The organism is Tumidithrix elongata BACA0141 (assembly GCF_036349135.1).
Lineage (GTDB): Bacteria > Cyanobacteriota > Cyanobacteriia > Pseudanabaenales > Pseudanabaenaceae > Tumidithrix > Tumidithrix elongata.
In genome coordinates this window covers 1-15,547 of record NZ_JAZBJZ010000038.1, presented here as the reverse complement: position 1 = coordinate 15,547, position 15,547 = coordinate 1, and the positions used below count along the sequence as shown (strand labels likewise).

The 15,547-nt window shown below is 45.1% G+C and carries 14 protein-coding genes; 7 read left to right on the top strand and 7 right to left on the bottom strand.

Features of this window, described 5'->3' with window-relative positions; genetic code table 11:
• Positions 1-11: 11 nt before the first annotated feature.
• Both V2H45_RS11100 and V2H45_RS11095 read right to left on the bottom strand, forming a co-directional pair.
• Positions 12-1,151, bottom strand: coding sequence for a hypothetical protein (locus tag V2H45_RS11100; RefSeq protein ID WP_330483713.1), 1,140 nt, complete (start codon positions 1,149-1,151; stop codon positions 12-14).
• Between the two features lie 3 nt (positions 1,152-1,154).
• Complete coding sequence (locus V2H45_RS11095) at positions 1,155-3,053, bottom strand: alpha/beta hydrolase (protein WP_330483712.1); 1,899 nt, start codon at positions 3,051-3,053, stop codon at positions 1,155-1,157.
• A gap of 244 nt (positions 3,054-3,297) precedes the next feature.
• On the opposite strand from V2H45_RS11095, the gene V2H45_RS11090 reads away from it, so the two are divergent.
• Together V2H45_RS11090 and V2H45_RS11085 are read left to right on the top strand one after the other, a co-directional pair.
• Positions 3,298-5,253, top strand: a complete 1,956-nt coding sequence (locus V2H45_RS11090; protein ID WP_330483711.1) for an ABC-F family ATP-binding cassette domain-containing protein — start codon at positions 3,298-3,300, stop codon at positions 5,251-5,253.
• A 62-nt stretch (positions 5,254-5,315) separates the two neighbouring features.
• On the top strand, positions 5,316-6,206 hold the full coding sequence (locus V2H45_RS11085; RefSeq protein ID WP_330483710.1) for a LysR family transcriptional regulator: 891 nt from the start codon (positions 5,316-5,318) through the stop codon (positions 6,204-6,206).
• A 110-nt stretch (positions 6,207-6,316) separates the two neighbouring features.
• Here V2H45_RS11085 and V2H45_RS11080 read toward each other — a convergent pair whose 3' ends face one another.
• Positions 6,317-6,835: a gamma carbonic anhydrase family protein gene (locus tag V2H45_RS11080; protein WP_330483709.1), complete on the bottom strand. Its 519-nt coding sequence runs from the start codon at positions 6,833-6,835 to the stop codon at positions 6,317-6,319.
• 232 nt (positions 6,836-7,067) lie between these two features.
• Entirely contained in the window at positions 7,068-7,796 is a 729-nt protein-coding gene (locus V2H45_RS11075; RefSeq protein WP_330483708.1) for a hypothetical protein, read from the bottom strand.
• Between V2H45_RS11075 and hisF the strand changes: the two genes are divergently transcribed.
• Positions 7,786-8,562 (top strand): imidazole glycerol phosphate synthase subunit HisF, encoded by a 777-nt coding sequence (hisF, locus tag V2H45_RS11070; RefSeq protein ID WP_330483707.1) that lies wholly within the window; start codon positions 7,786-7,788, stop codon positions 8,560-8,562. The genes V2H45_RS11075 and hisF overlap by 11 nt on opposite strands.
• Here hisF and V2H45_RS11065 read toward each other — a convergent pair.
• Entirely contained in the window at positions 8,559-8,930 is a 372-nt protein-coding gene (locus tag V2H45_RS11065) for a ferredoxin-thioredoxin reductase catalytic domain-containing protein (protein WP_330483706.1), read from the bottom strand. The genes hisF and V2H45_RS11065 overlap by 4 nt on opposite strands.
• 171 nt (positions 8,931-9,101) lie before the next feature.
• On the opposite strand from V2H45_RS11065, the gene V2H45_RS11060 reads away from it, so the two are divergent.
• The 4 genes from V2H45_RS11060 (at position 9,102) to V2H45_RS11045 (ending at position 12,619) form a co-directional block, all read left to right on the top strand.
• On the top strand, positions 9,102-9,764 hold the full coding sequence (locus V2H45_RS11060; RefSeq protein ID WP_330483705.1) for a hypothetical protein: 663 nt from the start codon (positions 9,102-9,104) through the stop codon (positions 9,762-9,764).
• A 41-nt stretch (positions 9,765-9,805) separates the two neighbouring features.
• Positions 9,806-10,807, top strand: coding sequence for a tryptophan--tRNA ligase (gene trpS / locus V2H45_RS11055; protein WP_330483704.1), 1,002 nt, complete (start codon positions 9,806-9,808; stop codon positions 10,805-10,807).
• Positions 10,808-10,895: 88 nt separating this feature from the next.
• On the top strand, positions 10,896-11,246 hold the full coding sequence (locus V2H45_RS11050; RefSeq protein ID WP_330483703.1) for a hypothetical protein: 351 nt from the start codon (positions 10,896-10,898) through the stop codon (positions 11,244-11,246).
• Positions 11,247-11,275: 29 nt separating this feature from the next.
• Positions 11,276-12,619 carry a BaiN/RdsA family NAD(P)/FAD-dependent oxidoreductase gene (locus tag V2H45_RS11045; protein ID WP_330483702.1) on the top strand — a complete coding sequence of 448 codons (1,344 nt, stop codon included), beginning with the start codon at positions 11,276-11,278 and terminating at the stop codon, positions 12,617-12,619.
• Between the two features lie 57 nt (positions 12,620-12,676).
• Here the strand turns inward: V2H45_RS11045 and V2H45_RS11040 are convergent, their stop codons facing one another.
• Both V2H45_RS11040 and V2H45_RS11035 read right to left on the bottom strand, forming a co-directional pair.
• Positions 12,677-13,237, bottom strand: coding sequence for a DNA-3-methyladenine glycosylase (locus tag V2H45_RS11040; RefSeq protein ID WP_330483701.1), 561 nt, complete (start codon positions 13,235-13,237; stop codon positions 12,677-12,679).
• Positions 13,238-13,296: 59 nt separating this feature from the next.
• Positions 13,297-14,907 (bottom strand): TROVE domain-containing protein, encoded by a 1,611-nt coding sequence (locus tag V2H45_RS11035; protein ID WP_330483700.1) that lies wholly within the window; start codon positions 14,905-14,907, stop codon positions 13,297-13,299.
• Between the last annotated feature and the right edge of the window lie 640 nt (positions 14,908-15,547).

Genomic DNA, 15,547 nt, shown 5'->3' with positions numbered 1-15,547 from the left:
CTTTTCTCATTCTATATAAAGCAAAAATCTTCTTGCAATGCCGCATAAACCGATAGTGGTAGCCCCTCTGATAAATCGAAAATTCTTCTTGCTTTTGCTGTAATCTCATCATTCGATCTAAATTGACCATATTCTGTCAACCAGCTATCAATTTCTTCCTCTTTCCATATGCATGATTCCACTTTTAAAACTTCTGAGCAAGTTAAACTAAAACATTCTTTGTCCAATCGACCTCTACTATTCACAATACTAATAAAACGGACTTTCTTTGCTTTAGTTTCAATTTGACCTTGTTTTTGGATTAAAGAATTCCAAAAGAAATTATAAAACCAGATCAAGAGATCGCTTTGACGATCTTGTAGCTCTCCCCAATTTAATAACTCAAAGAAAAATGTTTTAGCTGGGCAACACTGCTCAATAATTTTGTCAATCAAATATTCTGAAGTTAGAGGAATATCTTCACCTAAAATATTTAGCCCATTTGAGATGCTTGCCAATAAACCTTGCTCGTCAGACCATCCCCCAGACTTTGGATCGATTAAAATAGATTTGAAATTGGGCTTGCCGTTTTTAAAGCGATCGCGGATTTCATCAATCAATAAATCGCCTTTATAATTATGACAATTCTCAACAATTAAGCTAATAAATCCACCTTTGTTTCTCAGAATCTCGCATTGAGGATCGATTTGTTTTCTAGCCGCTTCAAAATTAATTTTTGCAAGATCAATTTTCCTAATATTGCATTTTTGTAATATTGTTTTTTGAGATTTATCAAGAGATCTTTTAAGCGCTTCCAATTTAGAAATTTTTACTTGCGTTTCTTGGATTATTTGCGCCCGTTTGTGTCCGTCAGATGACTCGGACTGCTTCTTGATTAATATATCAATTTCGTTCTCTAAGATTTTTATCTGTCGCTTGACAAATTCTTCATAGACAATAGGATTACATTCCTCGATCGCTTTTAACAACTTAGGAATTTCTTGCTGTCTATCTACATAGTCAAGCAGCTCTCTGAGCCTAGCATCTTGCGATTGCCCATCCGTAAACTTTGCGCGCACATCACGGAAATGATCAAAGAGTATATTCTCAAAGTCATCTTTGTTTAAAGCATCATTGATTAATTTCCGAATCGCACCAAGATCAATTCCCATTCCTTATTTACCTATCCTCCAATAATGTTGAGTTCCATCTACTACCGATCGCAGTCCAAATCGTCGCTCTGGTGGGGTATTATGCTTCAACAACGCATAGATATCTTCTAATAAAGGGCGAGCATTGGCAAAATAGCCATGACCCAGCCATGTGACATCAATATTAGAGACCTCCACGGTGTCTATGCCATCAACCACAGCGATCGGAGGGAAAAACCCCAAACGAGTATGGTTGTGCAAAATTCTTGAGGCAAACAAGGCTTTATCTTTGGCGGAAACATACAAAGTTGTGCGTTCCGCTAATTTTTGATAAGCCTCTGCCAAGCCTCGAAAAACATCAGGGTCAACATCAGGCGCAGCCAAAAAGATTTGTCCAAACAGAGTACTCGTCTCAGTCTGCACTTTAGCGATTATTCGCTGCATCGCTCTCAACAAACCTCGATTTCCCATGCTATGAGCAATAATATGAACTTTTTCGACCCCACTATTTTGCGCCAAATTAAGCAAAAATTCAGCAATATATTGTTCGCTTGCCTCAATCGTCGCCTCATCTGCGGTATAGCCGATTAGGTTTCCCTGAGACGGCCAGCTATAAAAAGCCATAATTCCCTTCATTTGCAAATCGACTCCCATCTGAGCTGCTTGCCGAGCCGCATCTTCAAAACTAACATTAAACCCGTGAATAAATACCAGCGCCGAGCGATCGTCCAATCCTTCTTTTTGCAGCGCTTGCTTGATGCCAGCTAAAAAATCTGCCGCATTCAGCAAGCATAAACTGTCTCGTTTAAGTTTGAGGCGATCGTCGGTTAACACAAACTTCCACCAAGGAGTTCCAACCGAACCAATTTTATGAGACCTAGGAACCGTTACTTCGCAAGTGCCATAGTGAATTTGGCGATCGCGATCGTTTGAAAACCCTTTCGCGAGATTTTGCATATCATTTGGTCTTCTATTTGTGCCAAACCAAAGTGGATATACCGTGGCATTTTGTTGTGTCGGAAAAGTGCGCGTAACTCTTGGTGTTTCAGCTTCTGGCTCAGAATACGAGCTGTCGCGGGTAATGAAATGGGGTATGTTGCGATCGGGCAAATTTAATAAATTAATTTCACTGCAACCTAGCTCAAAAGCTGAGTAATATCCCCGTCCAAATCCCAAACCTCGATAAAAGCCAGCCGCAAATCTCACGGCAGATTCATCATCAATTTCAGCTTCCATTCCAATCACGCAGCCAACTTGTTCTGCTAGGGCATCAGCTTTTTCTAAGGAAAAGCAGGTATTGAGCACCACACATTCTACCCGTCCCGAAGCGATCGGCAATAATTCTGCCAAAGCTATTGGAGAAACTGTCTGAGCCTGTCCTTGAGCATTATGCAAAATAATGTCGCCACTAGAATTGCTATGACCGCTAAAGTGAATGATGCGTGGTTCAGATTGAAGTAAGTGCTTAGACAGGTCTTCTATTCGTACAGCCCATTCAACCTTAACCACAAGATTCTTTCCCACCGCTCCTTCTTGCAGGCGCTGTCTGATTAGATTAGCTTCTTGTTCCAATTTCAGTAGATTTGTGCCGATAGGATTGGCAGTAAGAACCAAAACATCGCATTGCTTAACTTCTTGGTTGCTTTGAGCTAAATCAGTATCTGGCTTTATGGAATTCCCTAACTTTGACGCAAACTCCTGATAGACAGTAGGATTACATTCCTGAATGGCATTTAATAATTTGGGGATTTCTCTACGTGTATTAGCATAGTCGAGCAAAAGTCTTATCCGAGCATCCAGTAGCTGTCCATCTGTAAACTGTTCGCGTACTGAAGGGAAATAGTCAAAAACAAAATTATCAAAATCCTGATTAGGTAAAGCATTTTTGACTAGTTTTCTAATATCAGCAAGGTTATAGTTCATTAACGGTGTTACCTATCAACTCTGATTTAATTTACAACTCAAACCTGAAGTCCAAAATAACCCTATTTCAGATTTGCAACAATCACAAGAATATAGCCTGTAGGTTAAAAAGCACAAAATAGTGTATGAATTAAGACCCTGAACCTTTTATATCATAAGGCTTTCAAAAAAGCTAACAGCATAATTGCTATAGTAGGTAAGCGATCTCCAAATATTCTCTCAAACTCAATTTGAAAACGAACCTATGAGCATTTTCACTCTGCAATCTGTCAAGAAAGATTTTGGCATCAAAGAAGTTCTCAAGGATGCGGACTTTAGCCTTGACAGTACAGACAAAGTTGGGCTAATCGGTAGAAACGGTTCGGGTAAGTCCACCCTGCTTAAAATGATTGCAGGGCTGGAACACATCGACGATGGGAAAATTTTAGTCAACTCTGGCGTGAAAATCATCTATTTGCCTCAACAGCCAGAGCTAGACGAGAGCCGCACCGTAATCGAGCAGGTTTTTGCCGATAGCGGCGAAGCTATGGCACTAGTCAGCGAATACGAGGAATTATCCGAGAGCTTAGCCGATCAGAAATTATCCCCCTCAGATAGTGAAAAATTGATGGATCGGCTGACAGACGTAATGCACCGCATGGACGAGATCTCAGCTTGGGAATTAGAAACGCAAGCAAAAATTATTCTGACCAAATTGGGAATCCATGATTTCCATGCCCCGATCGCCAGCTTGTCAGGCGGCTATCGCAAACGTATTGCCCTTGCCACCGCTTTGTTAGCCGATCCTGATGTGTTGCTAATGGATGAACCGACCAACCACCTCGATGCCGAGTCCGTGGAATGGTTGCAGAGTTATCTCAATCGTTTTCGCGGCGCGATATTGCTGATTACCCACGATCGCTACTTTCTCGATCGCGTCACCAATCGCATTCTCGAAATTGACCAAGGCGAACTATTTACCTATAGCGGCAACTATTCCTATTACCTTGAGAAAAAAGCCCTAGCAGAGGAATCAGAAGCTAGCAGCCAACGCAAACACAAAGGCATGTTGCGCCGAGAATTGGAATGGCTAAAAAAGGGGCCAAAAGCACGTAGCACCAAACAAAAAGCTAGAATCGATCGCGTTCATGCTATGCGCGACCAAGAATTTAAGACGAGCGGAGGCAAAGTCGATATCTCGACCGTAGGACGGCGGATCGGTAAAAAAGTCATCGATCTAATTGATGTGACCAAAGGATACGGCGATCGCACGTTAATTCAAGACTTCTCGTATATCTTTGGTCCCGAAGATCGCATCGGCATCATCGGCGGCAATGGCATGGGCAAATCCACTTTGATGGATATGATTATCGGGAACGTACAACCCGATAGTGGTACGGTTGAGCTGGGCTCCACGATTAAGATTGGTTATTTCGATCAGCATTCCGAAGATTTACTCGACGCTGGCAATGAGAATCAGCGTGTGATCGATTACATTAAAGAAGAAGGTGAATTTATCAAAACTGCCGATGGAATGCAGATTAGTGCCTCGCAGATGTTGGAACGCTTTCTATTTCCCGGCAATCAGCAATATGCGCCCATCCACAAATTATCGGGTGGCGAGAAGCGGCGTTTATTTCTATTGCGAATCTTGGTGGGCGAACCGAATGTCCTGATTTTAGACGAACCGACCAACGATCTCGACGTTCAAACTCTTGCGGTTCTAGAAGATTATCTCGAAGATTTCAAAGGATGCGTAATTGCGGTTTCCCACGATCGCTATTTTCTCGATCGCACGGTTGACACGATCTTAGCCTTTGAAGCAGAAGGCAAACTGCGCAAATATCCAGGCAACTATTCCGTTTATTTGGATTGCAAAAAAGCTGAAGAAGCGGAGGCGAATAAAGAACTCGCAAAGCCAACTGCAATCAAATCAAATCCAGTTCTGGAGAAAGCTCCCGAACCTATTCTAGAAATAAAACCCGAATCTAAATCTGCAAAATCACGCAAGCTTTCTTTTAAAGAAAAGCGCGAATTTGAGACCCTAGAAGCAAAAATTCCCGAAATGGAAGCCGAAAAAGCTAAAATCGAGCATACGATCTATCACAACCCACCCGCAGGTTTTAGCCAAGTGCAGCAGCTATCGCAACGCTTAGCCGAGCTAAATCAAGCGATCGAGACCTCAACGGAACGATGGCTAAAACTTGCCGAACTTCAGTAAAAACTTCTTTTAGTCTGCGATCCACGTTTGACTCTACAAAAGCTATCTATGTCTAAATCCAAATGCTAGATCGAATTGCCTGCATGAAGAGTTTTGTGCGAACAGTAGAAACGGGAAGTTTCTCAGCCGTGGCCAAAGAGATGGATACGACCCAACCAACGATTAGCAAACAGATCGCAGCCCTAGAAGAATATCTGGATGTGCAATTACTGGTGCGATCGACGCGCAAAGTCAGCTTGACCGACGAAGGTATGCGTTTTTACGAGCATTGCCAACAAATTTTGGCAGCATTCGATGAAGCCGAATCTAGCGTCGGGAAACGCCAAAAGCCCTCTGGGATATTGCGGGTCAATTGCTCCGTTGCATTTGGACAAATGCAAGTTGTGCCACGTCTAAAGAGGTTTCTCGATCGCTTCCCAGATATCAAAATCGACCTCACGATGAATGACTCCTATATCGATTTGGTCGAAGAAGGTATCGATCTGGCGATTAGAATCGGCAATTTTCTCGACAGTACCACGATCGCTCAGCCCATTGGTATGACTCGACTGATTACTGTGGGGACGACTTCCTATTTTGAAAGAACGGGTGAACCCCAAGTTCCAGCCGATCTGTTGCAGCACAATTGCATCATCTATACAAGACAGGCTACGGGAACCGCTTGGAACTATCAATTCGAGCGCGAAGCGATCGCTGTGGCTGTAAAAGGAAATCTTCAAGTGAACGATTCGGCAGCTTTGCGCGAAGCAGTTCTGGCAGGGCTTGGCATTGGCACATCTCCGATCTGGGCTTTTTGCAATGAGATTAAAAATCAAACCGTTAAGGTCGTACTTGAGCGTTACGAACCCGAGCCTCTACCAATTCGAGCCGTCTATCGCCGCAGCCGCTTTCAATCAGCCAAAGTCAAGTGCTTCATTGAGTTCCTCGTCGAGGAATTCAGTCATCTATTCTAAATTTCGGGAATTTCCCACTGGCATTCACTCAGGTCTTGCCCAATTTCCGTAGTGGCTATGGATGTTGCGTGCCAAATATTTCGTCCTAACATCCTTATCCCAAATCTAGGTTAGTGAAATCCCTTGTCAATTCCTTTCCCAGCATGGACTAGGGCTAGTTTATAGTAGTTCTCCGCATGTTCGATCAGGTGTTGAATTTCAGCCTCAGAAAGCGATCGCATCACCTTGGCTGGAACCCCTGCGACCACAACACCCGCAGGCACATCTTTGGTCACTACTGCGCCTGCCCCAACAATGCTTCCTGCGCCGACTTTTACACCTTCTAAAATGATGGCTCCGATGCCAATCAAACTACCTCTACCAATTTCTAAACCATGAATCACAGCGCGATGCCCAATCGTAACGTACTCTGCAATTACCAAGGGTAAGCCTGGATCGCCATGCAAAATCGCACCATCTTGAATATTGCTGCATTCACCAATATGGATGGGATTGACATCAGCTCGCACTACGGCGGTATACCAGATGCTCGTTTGGGCAGCGATTTTGACATCTCCAATCACCACGGCATCAGGTGCGACAAATGCGGCTAAGGATAAATCAGGAGTTGGGAAAAAAGAAGAACTCATGGAATCAATTAGATGTCAGCGATTCGTTAACTTCAGATCGGATTAAAGATTTAAGAGGATTACCCCACCCTAGCCCTCCCCTTGCAAAGAGGAGGGAACTGGATTTCCGAGCTTCCTCCCGCAGGGGAGGAAGAGGATTTTCCCCCCTTTGCAAGGGGGGATTAAGGGGGGTAAAAGTAGAAATTTATACGAGATGCTCGACTTCTCAAACACTCTCTTAGACCTTACGAATCTAATGCTCTTGATGGAGATAGGGCATGAATTGCAAATATCGATTTAAAAGATAGATTTTTGTTAGAGGTGCTTTCGGTTCTTTAATTGTGGTCTCTCCGACTTCGTAGGCTTTTTTGTCTGGAGGCACTTCCCAAAACACAAATCGTCCATCCACGCGCTTGCCAGTCGTGCGAAATAGACCGCGATCTAATGCAATTTCTGGCTTGAGGTAATAGGTGATGCCGCTAAAGTTAACCTGAGCTGGCATCTCACCTGCTGCCACCAGCACTTGTCTGACGATTGGCTGACTAAATAGGTTTGCCAGCGATCGCGCCCAAGTATTCGCAAGTTCCATCACCGAACTGGCTTGATGCAAGCGTAGATCTGCTTCCGTCACTTCGAGCAACACCTGCCCCTGTAAGCGAATCGCAGCGGACTTCACTTGCTCGGGTGGAATTGGAGAGGGAGGTATTGTAGGATTCGTCGCAGCGCTGGGATAGGGCAGAATATCGATCGCCCAGGGTTGATCGGGGTTGAGCGTAGCAACGATTTGTGCTAACCGCCGATCGAGCTGCTTAATCTTAGCCTTTGCCAGATCGTCGCTATATTCAAACTTTAAAACTTCTTGCCCAGAAATTTTCCAAATTGTACTTGCCTCTGCGATCGGCAATAAAATGCTGGAGAATAGAACGCAGAAGGTACAATAGAAAACCCAGAAAAGATTCCGATAATTAACTATGTTAGCCAAGCGCATTTTGCCCTGTTTAGATGTGAAATCTGGTCGAGTAGTCAAAGGCGTCAACTTTGTTGACTTAAAAGATGCAGGCGATCCCGTAGAACTAGCGCAGGTCTACAACCAAGCAGGTGCAGATGAACTAGTATTTCTAGACATCACGGCTACCCATGAAGATCGCAACATTATTCTAGACGTAGTTTATCGTACTGCTGAGCAGGTTTTTATACCGCTTACAGTCGGCGGTGGCATCAGAGACGTGAATATGATTCGCGAACTGCTGCGAGCGGGAGCCGATAAGGTCAGTATGAACTCCTCTGCGGTCAAAGATCCAGATTTAATTAATCGCAGTAGCGATCGCTTTGGTAATCAGTGCATTGTCGTCGCGATCGATGCCCGTCGCCGCCTAGACCCGCAACGCCCTGGATGGGACGTGTACGTGCGTGGCGGACGCGAAAATACGGGTCTAGATGCTTTGACATGGGCAAAGGAAGCCGTGCGGCGGGGTGCAGGGGAAATTTTATTGACCAGTATGGATGCTGATGGTACGCAGGCAGGCTACGACCTCGAACTCACGCGCCAAGTTGCCGAGTCGGTAGAAGTTCCAGTTATAGCTTCGGGCGGTGCGGGAACCTGCGAGCATATTCGCACGGCTTTAACGGAGGGCAAAGCCGAAGCTGCTTTACTAGCTTCGTTGTTGCACTACGGACAACTCACAATTGCCGAGATTAAAGAATATCTCGCTGGGCACAATATCCCGACCCGCAAACTGGCGATTTAAGCTTCGTAATTAATCTCAACAATTTCCAGTTCTTGTTTGTCCCCGACAAACGGGCTTTCTTCGGTTAAAAACAGCATACAGTGACATTCCTTCCGTTCGCGCATCGGTACGCAGGGGCAGTTCCAATAGGTGTTTTTTACTTCTGCCTCTTTATCTTCATAATAGCGGCAAGGACAAAGCGGAGAGCCTAATTCGTCCTTATGTTTTGCCAGACCTTCAATCACAGCATTGGTCACGCTCGGATCGACGCAAAAGTAAGTATTTGTACGCTTTGCATAGGTTTCGGCAAACTTACGCATTGCCTCAAAGCTTTTGGATGAACCTTTGTTTTTTCCGCGTGTATCTTCTTGCTGTAACTCAATTGTCATGACTTTGTAACAAATTTATTTGACCAAAACTACCTATAACATGAATCAGGTATCGCTCTAAATTTTTTGCTGATTTAGAATATAAACAGTGCGATATCATTCACAATTCTATAATTGAATAGATTTTCGATCGAAATTTTTGGGTGTCATGTGTTGGGTGTCAATAGCGAAATGAAAATAACTCCAAGGGCTATTTATGTTTTTTCCATATTTTTGCTATTGCTAGGGCTACAGGTGCTTAATTTGGGGCTAACAAAATCAGCGTTTGCCGAACCCAGTGACGAGAAAATTGGCGGTTCGCGCAATTTGCCCCCTCTTCAAACCCGTGCCCGTCCTCCATTACAGCCTGAGACTCTACATATTGGCATGATGGAAACGCAGTTTTTTGCCTATGCCCGAGAAAATAATTGGGCGGCGATCGCAACAACCCACCGCGCTCAAGCTACTGTGCATAGATTGCAACCCGGTGGAGAGGGTCTATATGCTTTGCCAAACCAAGAGTTAGTGTATGCCAGAGGCTTTGTGGCGGATGTCTATTTTGAACAGGGACGTTTGGTGGGGATTCGACTGACGAGAGATGCGCGCGATCAAAGCCTAACAGCTCCGCAATTGCTAACTTTGGTGAGAGCTTGGTTTCCAGACGATGTACTCAGCGTGATTTATCAGGTAATTCCGACTGACCCTAGACAGTCCGTAGTAGAGACGCTTATTGGTAAAATACCAGATGATTTTAAACAGGACTTAGGACGTGTCAGTCTGCCTTTCTGTCGGACAGTTATTTTTCCTTCCCCTGTACCCTTGAATGTTTTGTCTACCTGTAGCCAAAATTCTTAAATTTTAGCGATCGCTCTTTACTTCAATTTTCTAACTTACCCATGCAAAAAAAACGCGTTCTATCAGGTGTTCAGCCCACTGGAAATCTACATATTGGTAACTATTTAGGGGCAATTCGCAATTGGGTAGAAAGTCAGGCTGAATATGAGAGCTATTTTTGTGTGGTAGATTTGCACGCGATCACTGCGCCCCACGATCCCAAAGCTCTAGCAGAAAACACCCGCCAAGTTGCCGCAATTTATATTGCCTGTGGCATTGACCCAGATATCTCCACAATCTTCATTCAATCGCACCTCTCAGCCCATGCAGAATTAACTTGGCTGTTGAATTGCAACACACCGTTGAATTGGTTGGAGCGGATGATTCAGTTTAAAGAAAAAGCGATCAAGCAGGGAGAAAACGTAAATGTGGGTCTGCTCGATTATCCTGTGCTGATGGCAGCGGATATTTTGCTATACCAAGCCGATCTCGTTCCTGTGGGAGAAGATCAAAAGCAACATTTGGAACTGACCCGCGATATTGCCGCTAGCTTTAACGATCGCTACCAAACGCCTGTATTCAAGATTCCCGCACCCCTAATTCGCAAAGAGGGGGCAAGGGTGATGAGTTTGACCGATGGCACGAGCAAAATGTCTAAATCCGATCCTTCGGAGTTGAGTCGGATTCACGTACTGGATGATGCCGATGCGATCGCCAAAAAAATTAAACGCTGTAAGACCGACGCAATTCGAGGTTTAGAATTTGACAATCCCGAACGCCCAGAATGTCATAACCTGTTGAGTCTCTATGCGATCGTGGCAAACAAAACCAAAGATACGGTGATTGCTGAATGTGCTGATATGCGCGGCTGGGGAGATTTTAAACCCGTTTTGACCGAGGCAGTAATCGAGCATTTACGTCCCATTCGTGCCAAGTATGCTGAAGTTATCCAAGAGGTGGGATATCTCGATCGCGTTCTTAAGAACGGTCAACAAAAAGCGGGTGAAATTGCTGAGCAAACCCTAAAATCGGCTAAATCTGCCTTAGGTTTCTTGCTGCCTTAGCGATCGCACGAGGAACTTTCAGAGATTCACTCGGTCTTTAACCAGATTGCAACTACTATAAATACATGAGGGTTTCACGTAAGTAATTATGTCTATCCAACCGATTCCATCTATTTACAAAAAATATACGCGATCGCTTGCGCTCTCTATTGCTACGGGTTTGCTCTTACTACTCCCAACTCAGTCAGTCAAAAGCGCCGAACAGACAACCAAAAATCCCTATCCTAACGAAGTCGTTAATACCTTTATGAAGGGGTGTCAGATTACGAATGACAAAAGCTTTTGTAGTTGCTCCCTAGACAAATTGCAAACCACCTATACTTTTGAAAACTTCAGAAAAATTGATGCAGAGGCAAGAGAAACCAAGAAACTACCGAATGAAGTTCTAGAAATTTTTACATCTTGTCAGGCTAAACATACGAATAACACAAGTAATTGATGCAAATGATGGGAGCAGAGAATTAAATCGTGCAGTGGAACACATTCCGATCGCAAAGCGTTTCCGAAGGAAATAGGGAATCGCTTCATGTTGTCGTCATTGGTGGCGGTGCAGCGGGATTCTTTGGTGCAATTCAGGCAGCTAATGCTGCCAAGCAAAGTTTTCCTCCGCTCCAAGTTACTCTTTTAGAAGCTGCTCACCAACCCCTAGCGAAAGTACGTATCTCTGGGGGTGGCAGGTGTAACGTTACCCATGCTTGCTTTGAGCCTACCACCTTAATTCAAAACTATCCCAGAGGTGGGAAAGCCCTACTTGGTGCGTTTAATCGGTTTCAACCTCGCGATCTCGTGGCATGGTTCGCAGCTCAAGATGTGGAATTAAAAACTGAAGCGGATGGTCGGATGTTCCCGATTACCGATGATTCCAACACGATTGTGGAATGTCTGATCTGGGAGGCTAAAAAAGCAGGGGTGATGCTCGATCTAGGAAAGCCCGTGCTTGAAGTCCAACGTTTTACAACAGAAGAAGGTAGACAGAAATTTGAAGTAACGCTCAAATCGGGCAAACAAATTTGGTGCGATCGCATCCTATTGGCAACGGGAAGCAATCCCAAGGGATATCAGATTGCTAAGGCTCTAGGACACACGATTGAGGCTCCAGTACCTTCGCTATTTACGTTCAACATCAACGATCCGCAACTACACGAACTTGCGGGCGTTAGCGTGGAATCTGCTAAATTACAACTGGTTCCCCAAGAGGTGGAATCAAAAGCTGGAAAGAAAGCAAAAAATCAATTGGAGCAAACGGGCGCATTGCTCGTCACCCATTGGGGTTTGAGTGGACCTGCGGTGTTGAAACTCTCGGCTTGGGCGGCAAGAACGCTGCATGAATGCGGCTATCAAATGAATTTGCGCGTAAATTGGCTACCACAGTTCCATTCCGAGATGGTGCGACAAACTCTATTAGACAGCAAACAAGAATTCTTCAAGCGATCGCTGGGTAGTCACTGCCCTTTTGCCTTACCCCGTCGCCTCTGGCAATATTTGTTAGCCCGAACTGAGATCGCATCAGACAAGCGCTGGTCGGAACTTCCCAATAAAGCGATCAACGAGCTTACGATCGCGCTTACTGCCAGTATTTACGCGATCGCGGGTAAAGGCGTTTTCAAAGAAGAATTTGTCACCTGTGGTGGAGTGAATCTCAAGGAAGTAGACTTCAAAACAATGGAAAGCCGCATTTGCCCTGGTTTATACTTTGCTGGTGAAGTTTTAGACATTGATGGGGTAACGGGCGGGTTTAACTTTCAAAGTGCTTGGACAACTTCATGGTTAGCGGGACAAGCGATCGGGGCAAGATCTCAGCTTGCCCCCTAACCAGATTGCTAAAAATTCATAAAATTCAAGAAAGCGATCGGGTAACGCTCCCACATACTATAGCTTCGACACGGATGGATGTCCTTTGAGATACCATCGCCAAGGAATCTCCGCACCTTTAGTAATGCCAATTCGAGTGGTTTGATGGAGGGTCTCTGAGAAATTAGGATTGCGAGGTTCTATCCACAAGGGGCAATCGCGTTCTAACTTTATGTCGTTAAGACTGCGATCGATTTTGAGAGCGCGACAGATTTTTCCCGGTCCTGCGGCAATTCGAGATGGCTTCTCGGTTTGCGAAACCCAAGTAGGAATCCGATCGAGTTCCAAAGCACGTAATAGCACAGCACTACAAACATCTTCAGCTTCGGTAACGATATTGACGCAATGGTACATGCCATAAATTAGATAGACATAGACTGAGCCGGGTACGCCAAAAATTGCTGCATTGCGATCGGTCTTCCCCGCATAGCCATGACAGGCAGGATCGCCGTAACTATAGGCTTCGGTTTCCACAATCAGTCCTCGATAGTCCACGCCATCAATGCGACGCACTAACGTGCATCCCACTAAATCGGGCGCGACTTCCTGAGCTTTGCGAGCATACCAAGCTAAATCCATTTCGCATTCTTCACTTACAAAAAAGGGATACGGCACAATCTACCATATCCCTTTTTAAGTTACATATCATCCGTTGCTAGCATCTGAATCACGCGAGGTACGGCGGGGTCAAAGCCTCCCATATCCCAAGATAGCGGATCTTTTGGATCGACTAGCGTGAACTGATAAGGAGCAAGGGTGATATACACCGCTTTGATGTTAGGGTTTACCTTGCGACGATATTCATCCAGTGCTTGACTGGGATGCTTGTTACCAGCCCATGATTCTGAATCTGTCCAGAAGCAGATAATATCTGCCTTGAACTTATGCTTAATCATCCAGTCGTAGGCAACCGATGCGTCTGTACCACCGAAGTTCTGATTTGAGGCCTTCTTTATCGCAGACTGGAAGGAATCCTTTGCAGTAATCCCTAGGTCGCGAAACTCCGTAGCAAAGCCACGAATCATGTAGTTCTTTTCAGCCTTGGCTGTAACTAACGCCATCGTTGCTGCAATTTCGCAACAGGTCAAGCCAATAGAACTAACCGTAGAGGCAGACATAGAACCAGAGACATCCACGGCATGCATGAACGCCTTTCCTGTTGGCTCTTGGGTATCAAAAGATAGTTCCACAGCCCGTTCGAGAATGTCCACAATCCGAGGCACAGGTATCCAAGTCTTTTGGCTGCGTCCCAAACTGCCACCTGACTGATAGGTCTTCAGTGCTTTGAGCACATCGATAGGGTGAATGCGTCCCTTACGGAGATGGTCTTTGCTGTTTAGCACAGATTCAACCCGATCTAGGTTCTTGCGTCCATCTACCTTTAACACACCCAGTTCAGTCAGCGAACCTAAGTTCCGCAACATCGCACCGATGGGCATTTCATCAAAGAGTAACTGCCATGCCTGCTTATCCATCTTGCCAACTGGCGCTGCCATTTCATGGGTGAGATGACCTTTGGCGATCGCTTCATGGGTCTGGTCGGGATTCCGCTTGAGCCATTCGTACCACCAGATCTGTGCCAGTGGTGGCGTAGGAATTTCGGCTGGTAGTTCCTGCCAACCCTTCACAACCCAGTTAAAGAGCGCCTGATGGTCTTCGCTAGTTGGCTTCGCATGAAATAGACGCAAAGCATCGCGGTGGGTAAACCCATTCCGCTGCTGATACTTTAACAGTTGATATGCCAATCCTTTCACGTCCTGACTTGTCAGCCACTGACGACCGCACTGACGCACGATCTTGCCAAAGCCTCGCAAAGACTTGGTGTAGCTCAGCCATTCGTAAAAATGACTACCCGTTCTCACCACTTGAGCAAAGATTTCGGCAAAAGCTGTTTTCGCTTCTGGGCTTTCTCCCATAGACAAGAGCACGAGAGCAAGGATAGGTGCGCTGTTGTTAATCGCATGACCATCGCTAGCATAGACAATTTCCTGCGCCACGCGGGTAGGATCTTCACAAACGCACTTTTTTACTGTTCTGGTAAAGTCTTCAGTCAATTCTTGCTTACCTGCATAGTAGGCACTCTTAGCAGTTCCAATCAGCAAGCATCGGTGTAACATCGCCCAGATGCCCGCATCAAAGGCATAACCGCCTGAGCGACCCTGAATCATTTCAGATTTGCGACCTGCGATCGCTTGGGTCTGCGGCGTGCGCTTCTGGTTTACTTTTTGGGTAAAGAACTTGTAGTTCATGGATGAACCTCCCGTCCCTTGCGGGAAAGATATAAATGGCGTTGAACGTTCTATCGGCAAATACCCAATAGAAGGGGGTAGAACGGGAATCGAACCCGTATCTCGGGTGAATAAAGGGGGTATTCGTTTTAAAGAGCGATAACCTTCATTCTGTCGTCCCTTGCGGGAAAGTCTGGTACTCTACCAATTGAGCTACCTACCCCAAGTAGATGATGAATTTTTAGAGATACTACAAGGAATCCTCGCAATATCCCTTTTGTGGTGGCGATAACCCTCAATCCTTCGGTCTAAAAGACAAGGAGTGAATTAAGGAATAAAAGACAGGACTTAAACCTGTATCTCTCTTTATCAGAGCGTTCTATGCTGTTGAACTACTTCGCTACGCTCAATGTAGCATATATACTACAAATACTACAAGCCCCAAACCCAAAATTTTTTAATCCTTATGTTTCGTTCTCAAGACCTTATCCCGAATTCACGTTAATCCTATGAATCTGTAGCGATCGCGCCATCAAGCAAACGCTTTGTATTCACTGAATTGCCGAGTGAGACGACAGTTAACGATGGGTAAATCCACTGACGACATAGCCTGAATAATTCATCAGGGAGAGAAAGTGGAGAAAAAAAAGAGCCTAAAACT

Excerpts from the sequence above, each read along its gene's own strand:
- V2H45_RS11090 (WP_330483711.1), top strand. The coding sequence starts at position 3,298 with ATGAGCATTTTCACTCTGCAATCTGTCAAGAAAGATTTTGGCATCAAA.
- V2H45_RS11085 (WP_330483710.1), top strand. The coding sequence starts at position 5,316 with ATGCTAGATCGAATTGCCTGCATGAAGAGTTTTGTGCGAACAGTAGAA.
- V2H45_RS11060 (WP_330483705.1), top strand. The coding sequence starts at position 9,102 with ATGAAAATAACTCCAAGGGCTATTTATGTTTTTTCCATATTTTTGCTA.
- trpS (WP_330483704.1), top strand. The coding sequence starts at position 9,806 with ATGCAAAAAAAACGCGTTCTATCAGGTGTTCAGCCCACTGGAAATCTA.
- V2H45_RS11035 (WP_330483700.1), bottom strand. The coding sequence starts at position 14,907 with ATGAACTACAAGTTCTTTACCCAAAAAGTAAACCAGAAGCGCACGCCG.
- V2H45_RS11100 (WP_330483713.1), bottom strand. The coding sequence starts at position 1,151 with ATGGGAATTGATCTTGGTGCGATTCGGAAATTAATCAATGATGCTTTA.
- V2H45_RS11050 (WP_330483703.1), top strand. The coding sequence starts at position 10,896 with ATGTCTATCCAACCGATTCCATCTATTTACAAAAAATATACGCGATCG.
- V2H45_RS11065 (WP_330483706.1), bottom strand. The coding sequence starts at position 8,930 with ATGACAATTGAGTTACAGCAAGAAGATACACGCGGAAAAAACAAAGGT.
- V2H45_RS11040 (WP_330483701.1), bottom strand. The coding sequence starts at position 13,237 with ATGGATTTAGCTTGGTATGCTCGCAAAGCTCAGGAAGTCGCGCCCGAT.
- V2H45_RS11080 (WP_330483709.1), bottom strand. The coding sequence starts at position 6,835 with ATGAGTTCTTCTTTTTTCCCAACTCCTGATTTATCCTTAGCCGCATTT.
- V2H45_RS11095 (WP_330483712.1), bottom strand. The coding sequence starts at position 3,053 with ATGAACTATAACCTTGCTGATATTAGAAAACTAGTCAAAAATGCTTTA.
- hisF (WP_330483707.1), top strand. The coding sequence starts at position 7,786 with ATGTTAGCCAAGCGCATTTTGCCCTGTTTAGATGTGAAATCTGGTCGA.